11 protein-coding genes and 1 pseudogene are annotated in these 12,367 nt (G+C 58.0%); 7 read left to right on the top strand and 5 right to left on the bottom strand.

Annotation, left to right across the window (positions count from 1 at the left end):
* Positions 1-4: 4 nt before the first annotated feature.
* The 3 genes from IVA93_RS06355 to IVA93_RS06345 are packed head-to-tail and all read left to right on the top strand — an operon-like array spanning position 5 to position 3,802.
* Complete coding sequence (locus tag IVA93_RS06355; protein WP_157642894.1) at positions 5-661, top strand: hypothetical protein; 657 nt, start codon at positions 5-7, stop codon at positions 659-661.
* 25 nt (positions 662-686) lie between these two features.
* Entirely contained in the window at positions 687-2,669 is a 1,983-nt protein-coding gene (locus IVA93_RS06350) for a LodA/GoxA family CTQ-dependent oxidase (RefSeq protein WP_247409495.1), read from the top strand.
* Between the two features lie 5 nt (positions 2,670-2,674).
* A complete protein-coding gene (locus IVA93_RS06345) occupies positions 2,675-3,802 on the top strand; it encodes an NAD(P)/FAD-dependent oxidoreductase (RefSeq protein ID WP_247789713.1) in 1,128 nt (375 codons plus the stop codon).
* A 318-nt stretch (positions 3,803-4,120) separates the two neighbouring features.
* Here IVA93_RS06345 and IVA93_RS41105 read toward each other — a convergent pair.
* From IVA93_RS41105 to IVA93_RS06330, 3 genes and pseudogenes are all read right to left on the bottom strand, one after another.
* Positions 4,121-4,366: pseudogene (locus IVA93_RS41105) on the bottom strand (acyl-CoA thioesterase); the annotation flags it as partial.
* Between the two features lie 126 nt (positions 4,367-4,492).
* On the bottom strand, positions 4,493-4,936 hold the full coding sequence (gene ybgC, locus IVA93_RS06335) for a tol-pal system-associated acyl-CoA thioesterase (RefSeq protein ID WP_026232585.1): 444 nt from the start codon (positions 4,934-4,936) through the stop codon (positions 4,493-4,495).
* The gene (locus tag IVA93_RS06330; RefSeq protein ID WP_247361048.1) at positions 4,933-5,652 is read right to left on the bottom strand and encodes a hypothetical protein; all 720 of its coding nucleotides are present in this window, start codon (positions 5,650-5,652) and stop codon (positions 4,933-4,935) included. Before IVA93_RS06330 ends, ybgC begins: the two co-directional genes overlap by 4 nt.
* Positions 5,653-6,568: 916 nt before the next feature.
* Between IVA93_RS06330 and IVA93_RS06325 the strand changes: the two genes are divergently transcribed.
* The 3 genes from IVA93_RS06325 to IVA93_RS06315 all read left to right on the top strand — a co-directional run bounded on the left by IVA93_RS06325 (position 6,569) and on the right by IVA93_RS06315 (position 9,833).
* Entirely contained in the window at positions 6,569-8,041 is a 1,473-nt protein-coding gene (locus tag IVA93_RS06325) for a coproporphyrinogen-III oxidase family protein (RefSeq protein WP_247361046.1), read from the top strand.
* The gene (locus IVA93_RS06320; protein ID WP_018453715.1) at positions 8,038-9,252 is read left to right on the top strand and encodes a hypothetical protein; all 1,215 of its coding nucleotides are present in this window, start codon (positions 8,038-8,040) and stop codon (positions 9,250-9,252) included. The genes IVA93_RS06325 and IVA93_RS06320 overlap by 4 nt, the downstream gene beginning before the upstream one ends.
* A 71-nt stretch (positions 9,253-9,323) precedes the next feature.
* Positions 9,324-9,833 (top strand): GNAT family N-acetyltransferase, encoded by a 510-nt coding sequence (locus IVA93_RS06315; protein WP_026232583.1) that lies wholly within the window; start codon positions 9,324-9,326, stop codon positions 9,831-9,833.
* Positions 9,834-10,347: 514 nt separating this feature from the next.
* On the opposite strand, the gene IVA93_RS06310 is transcribed toward IVA93_RS06315, so the two are convergent.
* Positions 10,348-10,593, bottom strand: coding sequence for a hypothetical protein (locus tag IVA93_RS06310; protein ID WP_247282434.1), 246 nt, complete (start codon positions 10,591-10,593; stop codon positions 10,348-10,350).
* A gap of 69 nt (positions 10,594-10,662) precedes the next feature.
* Positions 10,663-10,896 (bottom strand): hypothetical protein, encoded by a 234-nt coding sequence (locus IVA93_RS06305; protein WP_026232582.1) that lies wholly within the window; start codon positions 10,894-10,896, stop codon positions 10,663-10,665.
* Between the two features lie 484 nt (positions 10,897-11,380).
* Between IVA93_RS06305 and IVA93_RS06300 the strand changes: the two genes are divergently transcribed.
* Entirely contained in the window at positions 11,381-11,773 is a 393-nt protein-coding gene (locus IVA93_RS06300; protein WP_039798703.1) for an avidin/streptavidin family protein, read from the top strand.
* Positions 11,774-12,367: the final 594 nt, after the last annotated feature.

Genomic DNA, 12,367 nt, shown 5'->3' with positions numbered 1-12,367 from the left:
AATGATGTCATACGAGAACAAAGTTATTCACATCGTCGGATCAGTCGACATCGGATCAGGTACGGGTGAATTCCTTTATGTCAATCCGGCCACCGCGGCGGCAAGCCAATCAGCAACGGCAGGCGCGGCTCCACCCGCCAACCAGCCGCCGCAAGGCACCGGGTTCGAACTCGTCGTGGAAGCGGCGGATGGGAAGGAGCTGAGCCGCGTGCGGCCAACCATTCTCCTTCCCAGCGACGACCATGCATCGAAGACCGGGCTGATCGACCAGAACGTATCGTATGCGGCGGGCATGGCCCGTCTCGTGCTGCTGCATGATGGCAAGGTCGTGAACACGTTCGAGGCAGGCTCTCCCGAACCCACCGTGACAGCCCGGTCTCAAGGATTGGAAATGGGCGCGGGGCCGCCTGGACATCCCGAAAAGCGATCGATGTCCATGGCCGCCCCCGATGAACCGGGCGTCAGTTACACGATCCAGGTGCGGCCTGACGGCGAGAAAATATGGCAAACGATCGCCGTTGGCCAGAAGAGCCCGAAGGTCGTGCTTGACCGCAACCAGTTTCCTGCTGCGGAGCGTGCCACCGTTCGTGTACTGCGCTCGACCGGTTTTGACGACAGCATCATCGCTGAAGACGAGATGGACCTTCGATTCAAGGAATAGGCGGCAGCGTACAGGGGGGGACGACATGGCGGGCGTGAGTGCATCCGAGATTGCCTGGATAGGCGTTTATCCGCCGATCGGCATTGCTCGCCTGGGCAACGCGCATGGGCAGGACGACTACACGCTGGCGCCCGAGGTGATCGGCGGAACGCCCGATGCGCGCGGCGGATTTCAGACTGCGGCCGGCGAGATCAAACGCCAAGGGGTGCGCTTCCACGTCTATGCGCGGCTGAAGTCAGGCGAGACTATCGAACTCGTCCAGGGCCCGGACGTGAAGATCTCCTGGCGCGTTGAAGTCGCCAATCTCAAAGCCGGCTGGTACCAGTTCAACCAGGCCATGGACCTGCCGGCGCAGTTCGTGGTTCCAGCGACGCGGCGCAACGTGGACTATACTCGGCGGCTTGAGCTCGACATTCGCCCGGCAGCGCGGCAGATCAGCGGTCTGAACCTGTCCGGGCCCGAATTCCGTTTCGACGATGGGCAGATTCTCAATTTCTTCGTCACGCTTGGCGAGCTACGAACTGACGACGCCGGGCGGCTCATTTTCTTGGGCGGTTTTGGCAAGTCGGCGCCGTTCTACACCAGTATGCGCCCCGTCACCTTCGCCAACAACGATCGTTGGTATGACGACACATGCGACGGGCCGGTGCGCGCGCGAATAACCGTGGGCACCACGGAATTCGAAGCTGATCCCGGTTATGTGGTCGTCACGCCGCCCAATTTCGCGCCCGGCCTTAACGGTCTCGTGACGATGGACGACACCGTCCGGGAGGCGTTCATGGCAGCCGGCTGGCTCGCCCGACCGACGACGACAAGTTTCTCGCACGACATTTGGCCGATCTTCGACCGTCTAACCGCGCTGCAGTGGATCAATCACGGATTCCTTGTCGCGCACGGCGTGGGGTCGCCGCTCGATGCGCGGGCCGTCTCGGTGATCTCACGCTTGGCCGACGCCAGTCCCGAGAACAAGTCATGGCGCCAACAGGTATTTGCCTTGTTCCGCCCGATATCTCCCGGCCCCGGCTCGCAACGGCAGATACCCTACATATACGGGGACCTTTTTGGTGAGGCCCGCGACGTCGATCTGACCTTTCTGTCGGTCACGCCTACGATGTTCGCACACCTCGATCGGTGGGCCGCGGGCACGTTCGTGTCCGATTGGCACGGACCACCGTCGCTACCGGACTTCGCGGCCCTCTCCGCCGATGCGCAAGTATCTCAGCTGATGCGCGCGGGCCTGACCGAGTGCCTCGGCGGACCGTTCCACCCAGGCATCGAGCTTACATGGCCGATGCGGCGGCCTGAGCTGTGGGCGTTGCATCACGCGGCCCAACGCGACGATCGCCTGCTGTACAGATTGAACCTTTTGCCCGAGGGCGAAGCTGTGCGCCAGGATTTCGGTTCACAACTGACGCGGGACACATGCCTCGGACCCGCAGGCCCGATCACAGCCGCGGGCCCCGGTGCGCTCACGCGCTGGCTCGGTCTGCCCTGGCAGACGGACGAAGCATCGTGCAACTCCAGCGCCGATTACTCCCCAAGCACTTATTTGTCATTCCCGAGCTTCTGGGGCGCGCGCGTGCCCGACCAAGTGCTGAGCTCCGCCGCTTTCGAGCGAGCAAGCGCTAACATCACCGATCCGTTTGATGACCCAAAGCTGCAACGTCTCAAGCACGCGTTGCTGCGGGAGGACTGGCTGCGCGACGTGCGCGGCCGCACCTATTACGAGCGCATTGACAAGATGGTTCAGCTGTGGGCAACGCTCGGGATGGTCGAACCACGCCAAACGCCGCAGGCGCTGCGCGACGTTGGCTTCCCCGAAACAGTCCACGTGGAGACTGGCCGCGATTGCGCGAATGCCGGCACCGACGAAAAAATTGCCTTGATTGCCCGGATCGAGTCGCTGCGGGAGCGGACACCGGAGCCGACTCCGTCCCAAGCGGGCCTCGAAGCGCCGCCCGAACCGATCACGCCGCCGCGCCATCAGTTCCGTCAGGGTGAGGTGTGAACGGCGTGGACGACGACCGCGTCTGGGACGTTCTCGTGGTCGGCGCGGGCCCGGCGGGAGCAGTCGCCGCCGCGGCTCTGGCGGAGCGGGGTCTGCTCGTCGCACTCCTGGAGAAAGAACTGCAGCCTAAGGGCAAGCCCGGCGAGGTACTGACGCCGAACGCCATTCCTATTCTGTCTCATCTCGGTCTCCTCGACCTTATCGAAGCGAATGGCAATCTGGCATGTCCCCTCGCATGCATCGATCGCGCATGGTCGATGGCTCGGCCGAACCGCGAGCATTTTCTCGGTCACCCGGGCGGGCGCGCTTGGGTGATCGACCGCGGCGCCCTCGAACAATTGCTCGTGAGCCGAGCCATGAGGGCCGGCGCCCATGTGTTTCCCGGCCATCACGTTCGCGGTCTAAGCCGCCGCAATCGCTATTGGTCTGTGCAGAGCCGTTCGAGGAATGGTCTAGCTTCCCTGCGTGCGGCGTTCGTGGTCGATGCAAGCGGGCCTACGTCGACATTAGCTCGCCGGCTCGGTGCGAAACGCAAGAGTCTCTTTCGCCTCCTCGCCGTTCACGTCCAGTCCGCGCCCGACACAGAAAGGCAGAGCGAACCGGCGTCACTGACCGTCGAAGCCACTGGGGTCGGATGGTGGTACGCGGTGTGCGGCCCGGGGCGGACGCTTACCTGCGCCCTGTTCACCGGTGATCCCGCCAGCGCCCGAAGCGACGCCGCGCGGTCAGCCCTTCTCGCTGCGCTTGACGACACAAACTCGCTTCCTCGCTGGACAAGGGAACTGGTTCGTAGCGGCCATGTGAAGAGCGTCGACGCCTCGCCGTCGCTGCTCGAACATCCTGCCGGTGAGGGTTGGCTGGCAATCGGCGACGCCGCCGCAAGCTTCGATCCGATCGCATCTCAAGGCCTTGCGAACGCGTTAGCATCGGCGGTGGACGGTGCAGAGGCAATCGGCCGCCAACTCCTCGGCGATTGCGTCGCTATGGAGGCCTTCGCCGTACGGACTGCTGAAACATGGCACCATTCTGTGCGGCAGCTTTTTTCGATTTACCAAGCAGCCGCACACCGCTGGCCAACACCTTTTTGGCAAGCGCACCTTCCGCTCGCGGCAAGGACGCGGTTAAGAATGTGACGTCGCCCGAAATCGTTCGCCCGCCTCATCCACCGACTTATTGCTCGGCCGACTGAACGGGACAGAGCTATTGCGAGTCGGGCCCACGCCATGGGTTCGGATGTGCCACGAGGCTGAATAAGCCGGCACGCTCAAAAGCAAGCAATCGGGCGTCCTTACTAGGTGCGGATCGTTCGCCGATACGCATGACAAGACCCTCCTTTGACCTCGCGACATTACGATAGGTCGATCTCGGCCGTGATTTCGAGTCAGAGCAGGGTTCGATTCCGGTCGAGGCGATTGTGGAGACCGGAACGGCATGGCGCGCGCCTCCGCGCTACGCGCCGTGACCAAGATATCCTCTGCGCGCCTGCATTCCTGCAATAAGGTAATTGACGCGCCTCTCACCTCTTGCGGGAGAGTAACGACGTCAAGCTCGTCGTCCAAGACCGCCGGCTTTAGAAAATCGATTGTCATCAACCGGACGACAAAGGTAAAGCCCGGCGCATCGTTCTGCGCTTCTTGGAGCAGCGCGTGCTGACTGGTTCCGAGCAGGCGCAAGTAATTCGTCCTGCTGCGTTCCATGAAGCGCAAAAAGTTCGAGTGATACACAATTTGGCCGAACACTGGTTTGACTAGGTCGCAACAGAAGCTTAATGACTTGATTTCAGTGGGGCGCTGGAAGCCAAAAGCTTGAACTAAGCGGCAGATCTATCGAAGCCCTTCCATAGCGAGCCGCAGCGACTTCGGGATGCGCTGCGCCTTTCCGGCTGAAATAAACGCCACGCGTACACGCGCCGTGACTAGGAGATCGTCTCCGCGCCTGCATTCCTGCAGCAACGCAATCGACGCTCCCCTCACCTCTTGCGGGACTGTGACGACGTCAAGCAGGTCATCCAAGACCGCCGGTTTTAGAAAATCGATCGTCATGGAGCGGACAACGAAGGCAAAGCCGGGCGCATCTTTCTTGGCTTCTCTGAGTAGCGCTTGCTGAGTGGTTCCGAGCAGGCGCAAGTAGTTCGTTCTACCGCGTTCCATGAAGCGCAAAAAATTTGCGTGATAAACAATCTGACCGGAGTCAGTATCTTCGAAATAGACGCGGACCTGCATATGATGGCCGCCGTCGCGAATTTCGCCATCAAGAGAAGCTGTCACAGTGCGGTTTCCTTACTGCCGTTCTGGGACAAATTGTCTTGCACAGAGGCGCGTTCCGCAGCAAGTGCCAATGGGTTTGGTGCGTGCAGGTTGAGGCTGCCCGGCGCAAGGCCGGTCGGAGACCGGTTGCTTTGCGAGAAGCCGGCACCCCCTATCCAGATTTCGGGCAAGTCCCGCACGCACGGATGGTTTGCAGAGCTCTTATCGCTGCTCAGCAATCCCCGAGGACCGAGGTCGCCCCACTGGCAAGCGCCTTGATCTCCGCGTACATCTCCGCTTCGCAGGAAAAAGTCGGGATTGCCCGGCAGTGCGGATTGTTCAGCAAGCAGTCCTATTCCGCGAATCCTACCATTCTTAGCAATTGTTAAATTCCGGCCGGTCAGCCATCGCGGCTGGATATTCCAGGTGAGATGGTCATGGAGATCGATGAAACCGGGCAGAATGATCCACGGTACCTTGACCGAAGAGTCGGCCGCGCCGATGCTCTGCGCCCGAGCTCGTCGCTCGGTACGACACGCACCGCGCCTGGCAAGTCCGCGCCGAGCGCTGCCAATAGATCGAAGTCGCTCCGTGGCCACCGCGCCGCAAGAAAGCGACGAGTTCATTTGCATATCCGTCACGTGCCGGGACGCTGCCTTCATGAGCCGGGCGATTCGGTCGTAAGGTGGCCGTTGGAGCAGATGTTCGAGTTCGGCATGAGAGGCCGCCAACGTCATTCAACATTCCGCGTTGTCGTGTTCAGCCGTGTCCGGCTGAAGACGTTAATGTCCGGGACCAGACACTGAGGCGCGAGTATTCCGTCGGTGGACACGAAGCACATGGTTTTGCCCTCTTCAAGCCAGGCTCGCAAATGTCTTTAGTGGCACGTGTATTGCTGGGACACCGTAAATGGATCCGCACGACCATGACGATCTCGCATTCGCCGGCCCAGGAGTTCAAATGAAACTTGCTCGACTCAATGCCTTGGACCTGCGCTATTGAGTGCGGTCCCGCCTAAAGCTTTGCCGCGTCCCTCGCGGGTGCCGCTGTCGTTCTTCGCGTCGGGTAACTCTCAAGACCACCAGACACGACTAGCATTGAGCGCGCTTACTCCCGAGCAAATCCGAACCAGTGTGACACGTTTGGGCGGCTCTGTGTCGAATGCATGCAGCGGCATGCGAATGTTGGCGTCGGACCGGGAGGAAACCAAATCAAGCTTGGTCTCGAGCAATGGCGGCTTCCTGTCGAAGAGGGGAGCGGACAGAAGTTGTTCAATGGCACGCTGGAGCAGATCGAGCTCGGCGCCCGACCCGGCGCGGGTCACACTCGAAGGTGGAGCACCATTTTCTCCAGCAGTATTCGCACTCCTCAGCCCCTGAAGTCTTTCTCGGTGCCGTTTCGCAACGCCCGAAGGACATTCGGCCACGGCATCTGTCTTCCTCGCCGAACCATAATCATCCCGCGTGTCCCCGAGCGGATGGCGACACTCGGTCTGCTCTACGGTGGTTGCGTCGAGTAGGAGCCGACAAATCCGCGTCTGATCGAATTGCACGACTTCAGTATCGAGCCCGAGCTTAAGAGCGCGATGTGACACGAGCAACGAAGCTGCCATCGGGCCTTGCCTTCACAAGAAAGCTAGAGGAGTTTAAAAAAATGCGTGCGCCGTCCTATTCCGAGGCCTTGGAATTCGCGATCGACCGCTCGTACGACATTAACCTTGACATGTTGAGGTCACGGAATTTGCACCTTGACATGCACAACGATTATCTTGTCGGCACATATCCGCCTCTCAAGGCAATGGGCGACCTGAATGCCGAAAAGTTGTTGCTTCAGGTTTCGTCGTCAATTGATCTCTATTTTCACATCCCCTTCTGTGATCAGTATTGTACCTTTTGCCACTTCGCCAAGGAAATCAATCCATCTTCCGGGCGAGTGGAGCGCTATCTGGCGGCTTTAGATAAAGAGATGAGTTGGTCGGACGCAGCGCTCGGTGGCAGAGCTGTTGAGACTGCTTTTTTTGGAGGCGGCACTCCCTCGTTCTTAACCAACCGTCAACTCGAAACGCTATTTGGCATGATTAGCCGGCGCTTTGACTTGTCTAAGTCGGAAGTGAGTTTCGAATTGCATCCCTCTCTTGCAAAGCAAGCGGACGCTGCAGATCGCATATCCACACTGCTTAGAGCCGGCGTAAACCGCTTCGTATTGGGCGTTCAGAGTCTAGATCCGAGCATTTTACGCATATTGAACCGCGGGCACCACGTGGACGAGGTAGTACAACTAGTAAAGTTACTGAATGAGATGGGCGTTCAGAATCTGTCGCTTGATCTCATGTATGGGTTGCCGCAGCAAACGCTCCGGAGCTGGTACGACTCACTTATCGGCTTACTGGATATGGGAATAGAGAAGTTCAATGTATTCCCATTGATGTTTAAATCTACAGACCCCGTAGCCCGCCATTTGGCTAGGGGACGATATCAATTTGCCGGGGCTAAGGAGCGCATTATCATGCATTTTATGGCCGAGCACATCCTCACGAAACTCGGCTATCGCCATGGGCCGATTTTCTATTGGAGTAAGCAGTCGCAGCCGCACTCAATTCAACAGAGCCGCAAATACGATTCCTGGAACGACAATAATCTGGTCCCGTTTGGGGTTGCCGGGTTTGGTTACATGAGCCAGTGCCAGTTCTATAACGAGGCAGATTTAGATCGCTACCTATATAGGGTTGAGGCGGGCGAGAAGCCTGTGTGGAAGGGTGTTGTCCTGTCGCAAGATGATCTCATGCGCAGAACGGTAATGTTTGCCCTGCGTAGCAGTGGGGTGTTGCTCTCCCGCTTCGAGCGGGAGTTTGGGGTTTCCATTGAGAAATGCTTTGGCCGCGAGCTTGAACTCTTGAATGAGGCAGGACTCATCTGCATTTCGAACGGCCTGCTTTCGCTAACTGCCGCCGGCACTATCAATTCGGGCGCCGTATCGCTGCTATTTTTCTCGAACAATATACTCGAGCGGGTCGCGTACAACGACAGTAGGATAATAGACAAACGAACTGATCTGCTCGAAAAGCACGATTACTCACCGGCCGCACGATACGGGTCAAGTGCCGAAATGCAAGTTGCGTTTCGATGAAGTCGCGTGCGCGCTCATTTATGGTCGCTCCTTTTTCCGTTTCCACCCCGCAAGGCTCGCCCTCCCAGGCGGAGGACATATTTTCGCATCTGTCCGATAGCATTGATCGCCGGCACCGAGAACGCCCGCTTGGGCTTGTCAGCAATTTTGTCGCCGATCAACTGCCGCACTGCATTGCGGAGATCAAATGCAGTGAACGACCAGATGAAGCGGTTAAGGCTCTTGGGCGTAATATCAACGCGATGATTGCGGAGGCGGACTATGAAGCGCAGCTGCTAAGTCTGCCGCAGTCGGAATTCGAGATCGCTAAGACAGACATCCAATATCTCGTAAATTGTGCTTATCAGATGTCTGCGTTTGCCGGCCTTCATCCCGTGGACGCCGAGCTGACGGTGGGAGATGTACTGATCCGCCTTGCGCGCTCGACTTGTCAACGGCGGCCTGGCATTGAGGTCCTCTCCTATGAAGATATGATCCTTACGAATCCGCTGCAGAACGATCCACGCGTATACTGCCTCGGCGCGGCCGGCGTCGAGGAGCGAGATTTTTGCTTGGGCCACCAGATCATCGAGAGCGAATTGCAGTCAGCAATGGACGCTCTGCTCAAGTTGCGTGATGTGGCCGACGTGGATGCGGGGCAATGTCTTGCGACATGCCTGGAGCGCCTTGAGTCAGCAAACAATGTTCTGACGCGCTTTTATGAACATATGTCGCCGGACTTATTTGGCCAATTTCGTGTGTTTTACGGAAAGAATCCTTATAAGAATACGCTTGGTCCAAGCGGCCGCTTCTCGGCCCGTATCGTGGCGGTCTCGGTGCTACTGGTCGGTGAAGAACTCTTCCACCACAAACCGCAATTTTATAGGGATCTGTACCGGCTGTCCGAATATTATCCGCAGAGATGCATTCACGAGGTATTCCGCTGGCTGTCGTCAGGCAAAGGGAGTGCACCGCTCAAGCCAGGTTGGCTAAAGGGGAAAGCGGACTTTCCCAGGGTTGCGACCATTTCGCCAGTCGTGGAGCATCACGGCGGCGAAATCGGAACGCTGCGCACGTCCTGTGTTTGTGCACTGGATCGGTTTACCCGGATGCATCGTAGTACGGCCTTAAAATATACGGTTGAGCCGGGTCGTCCAGTTGTCGGAGTTGAGGTATCGGAAAGTGTTGAGGCTGTCCTTTCTCAGCGGCTGTTGACAGAGGCGCGCCCGTAAGCCGACGGTGGTCTCTGCGTGGCTAAAAACAAAGGCGCAGGCGTCCGCCACCGGTCGAGAGGTAATAGTCGATGTCTCAAGACGAACTGATCCTTCGTCGGTTCGAGTCCGGGGATAGCGATGATGCATGGCATCTGCACAGAAGCGCATCGCAGGATGTTGGTGTGTGTGGCCCGGAAGGGGCTTGGGAGGATGATTTACGCAATATCGGGGAAGTATACATCGCCTCGGGCGGTGACTTCGTAGTTGCGCATATTGGTCCCCGGTTCGCTGCCATGGGTGGGCTGAAACCTTTTGATGATGATGTCGCAGAACTAAAACGTATGCGGGTCGACCCCGTCTTTCAGCGACGAGGGTTTGGAAGGAGGGTTCTTCGTGAATTGGAGTCGCGAGCTGTTGCTCTCGGTTTCAAGTGGATAATGCTCGATACAACAACGATCCAAGTAGGGGCCCAAAGACTTTATGAGAGCGCTGGCTATGTTCGCCGCAGGGAAGGGATGTTGCACGGATATGCAGTGATCTTCTACGAGAAGCGGCTCATTTGGCCAGGAATGACCCCCGCTGAGCAAATGAGGTTGTGAGACCGGACAATCCAGTGAAGCTCTACGGACGCGCAACGAGCACAAATTCAATCACTTGCCCCCTGACTAGCCGAAATGCCCAATCTCGCTCCTTGGGAATGACGTGGAATGCGCTCAGATAAAACCGTATCATCCGCGAGAACTTTCTCATTAAGCTTCGCGAGATCTGCGATCGGAATGAATCGTGTCACTGTAGCTGACAAGGACGTGAAGGTTTCGCGACCGATAGGCCTCGAACGCACGCACAAACTCACGTCTGGCCGAGCCAGCGTTGCATTCAAAACGAGAGCTGATACGGTGCGCCAGCGGCGGATAGGCGAAGACGCTCTGGAGTGTCGTGGGCTCGCGACGTGAGCCTTGCCAGCCGGCATACAAATCCACCTCGATTCAACCGCAACATTCTGTTGCGTATGGAATCCAAAAGTCCGCTCTTGGCGATGCGGGGTGGTGGATGCACGGGCGCGTCCAATCGCCCCCTACCAGCTTGTGGTGGTCGCCCTTCCAGATCGTGATGCTACTCGGGCGTATCGACCGGTTGCGTGCCGTAGCGCTCGCAGGCTCTCAACCAAGGACCCAGCTCGCACCCTTCTGGATCACGATCGAGCACCAAACCTGCATCAAGCAGCTGCGGATCGGGTCTCACCAGCTTCGTGGTGCTCACGCCCGTATTCGGGTCAACTGCCATTCGGTAGTCTCGTTCAAGCAGCTCTCGCAGGCGCTCGATGCGAGCGAACCGGAATGGATGGACCGGTTTAATCATCGGGCCAGGCTCCTCGGGTCGAATGCGAACAATTGGATGATGAAAATGACGGCGGGCGACGGGTTACGTTCATGAGTCGAGCTGTCGGTTCTCCGCCGAATGCCAGTCCGCGCCGTAGAGGCGGATCATCTCCCGACGGGACCGCTCGATGAAGATGCGCTCAACGCAAAAGCCGGTTGTCACTGAAGCCGCCAACGCAAGGCCGCAGACCATATAGTCATTCATGAAATTCCAAAACATGTTGCAGCCGGCAACTCCCACAAAAGTAAGTGCCATGACCGTATTGCGAAATGCCTTAACCATGTTGCCCCCAGTCAGTGGGAACTTTACCATTGCAACCATGGCGATTAGCAGCGTTTGTCCTTGTTAGGCGCCGTCTTTCTGCTCGATCGGCCTGGGTCCGCCCGCGCTGTCGACGGCCGTGGGTTCCCCATTGCCCGGCGCAGCTCATTCGATCGCGTCGGAGTCCTGGCGCGGATTGCCCGATCCGATACAGCTCGTGGACAATGACCTCTACTCTCCGCATCTCCTCCGACGACCACAGGCGTGGCACATCAAAATAACCGAGCACCGGCTCGGCGCTCGGCCGCCCAGGCGAACCGATTCGAGGATGAGAAGCGCCGAGGGCTCGACAGGGTCGGCTACGCCGCGATCCAGCGTGATTTCGGGTATATGCGCCGCATTCCTATGCCGAACGCGAGATAATGGCAGTGAATATGACCTCAAGTTGTATCACGCTAGATGATCCACGTTGCGACCTTTAAGTGACCTCTTTTGGGGCTTAAATATGAAGAGACTTCTGGGACTCTTGCTGCTCGCCCATTCCTTCTTCCTTTCCGCCGAGGCCATCGCACAGGGGCTTCCTGCCCCCTCGTACTGGAAGAATGAACGAGGTTCAGAACTTTTTGTTTGGTCCGCCAATAGCGGGGCAATACAAGGGACTTTCACAAACCATGCTCAAGGGTTTGCGTGCCAGGGCATTCCATATCCTGCATCGGGAGCCGTTAGCCCTGCTGGCTTGTATTTTGTTGTTACCTTTGCCCAGTGCAATTCCTTCACCCGGTGGGTTGGAAAGCTCAACGGGTCTCAAATGCCGACCTCATGGACGCTGTTCTACGTTGACAAGAACGGCAAGCCCGGCAAGTTGAAGGGTGCCGATACATTCACGCGCGTATGGTAGTTTTCAATCTTCTTGCTCTGTCGTGACCTTTGATTGGAAACTCACTCTCGCGAGTTTTTGGCTGCGTCTCTTCGGGAAATGTGGGCTCGCCTTCGTGGAGCACTGGCCTGTCCAGGATCAGCTTCGATGCTGGACAGCCGGCAAGTCGTGCCGAACGGCCCGGGAAAAACATCAAAGGGCCTCTCCCGAAATCCGAAAGGACATTCTGAATTTGCGTCCGAATCGCGGGACGATCCGTGCACTACCGTTACTTTTCAGGTCCTTGTTTTGAAGCCGAGCGCGGGCTCCGGCAGATGCCGCTAACATCTGCGGCGGTCGCGTTGCCTGAGTTTGGTTGACGACGTGAATTTTCAGCTCTCGATACCTAGAATTCTCACGCAGCGCGATTCGCAGGCTTCGCCGCCGGAAGTAGCCAAGGGCGCGCTCGGTCTAACCGTTCCGCGAAGCTGCTTGCTATTGCCGGTTCATTGCGCGGCGACAAGATCGCACGTTGGCAACGAGTACGGACTTGATCCCTCTCTAGCATTAGGTAGATCGCCCTCATTTGGAATTAGAGATACTTAGTGACGACTGGCATCGCAAAGTGGTTTAACG

The sequence above is a fragment of the Bradyrhizobium sp. 155 genome (assembly GCF_023101105.1).
Classification (GTDB): domain Bacteria; phylum Pseudomonadota; class Alphaproteobacteria; order Rhizobiales; family Xanthobacteraceae; genus Bradyrhizobium; species Bradyrhizobium canariense_D.
Note: the sequence above shows the minus strand (reverse complement) of the source record. Positions and strands in the feature narration are given on the sequence as shown.

Excerpts from the sequence above, each read along its gene's own strand:
- IVA93_RS06355 (WP_157642894.1), top strand. The coding sequence starts at position 5 with ATGTCATACGAGAACAAAGTTATTCACATCGTCGGATCAGTCGACATC.
- IVA93_RS06350 (WP_247409495.1), top strand. The coding sequence starts at position 687 with ATGGCGGGCGTGAGTGCATCCGAGATTGCCTGGATAGGCGTTTATCCG.
- IVA93_RS06330 (WP_247361048.1), bottom strand. The coding sequence starts at position 5,652 with ATGACGTTGGCGGCCTCTCATGCCGAACTCGAACATCTGCTCCAACGG.
- IVA93_RS06325 (WP_247361046.1), top strand. The coding sequence starts at position 6,569 with ATGCGTGCGCCGTCCTATTCCGAGGCCTTGGAATTCGCGATCGACCGC.
- IVA93_RS06320 (WP_018453715.1), top strand. The coding sequence starts at position 8,038 with ATGAAGTCGCGTGCGCGCTCATTTATGGTCGCTCCTTTTTCCGTTTCC.
- IVA93_RS06315 (WP_026232583.1), top strand. The coding sequence starts at position 9,324 with ATGTCTCAAGACGAACTGATCCTTCGTCGGTTCGAGTCCGGGGATAGC.
- IVA93_RS06310 (WP_247282434.1), bottom strand. The coding sequence starts at position 10,593 with ATGATTAAACCGGTCCATCCATTCCGGTTCGCTCGCATCGAGCGCCTG.
- IVA93_RS06305 (WP_026232582.1), bottom strand. The coding sequence starts at position 10,896 with ATGGTTAAGGCATTTCGCAATACGGTCATGGCACTTACTTTTGTGGGA.
- IVA93_RS06300 (WP_039798703.1), top strand. The coding sequence starts at position 11,381 with ATGAAGAGACTTCTGGGACTCTTGCTGCTCGCCCATTCCTTCTTCCTT.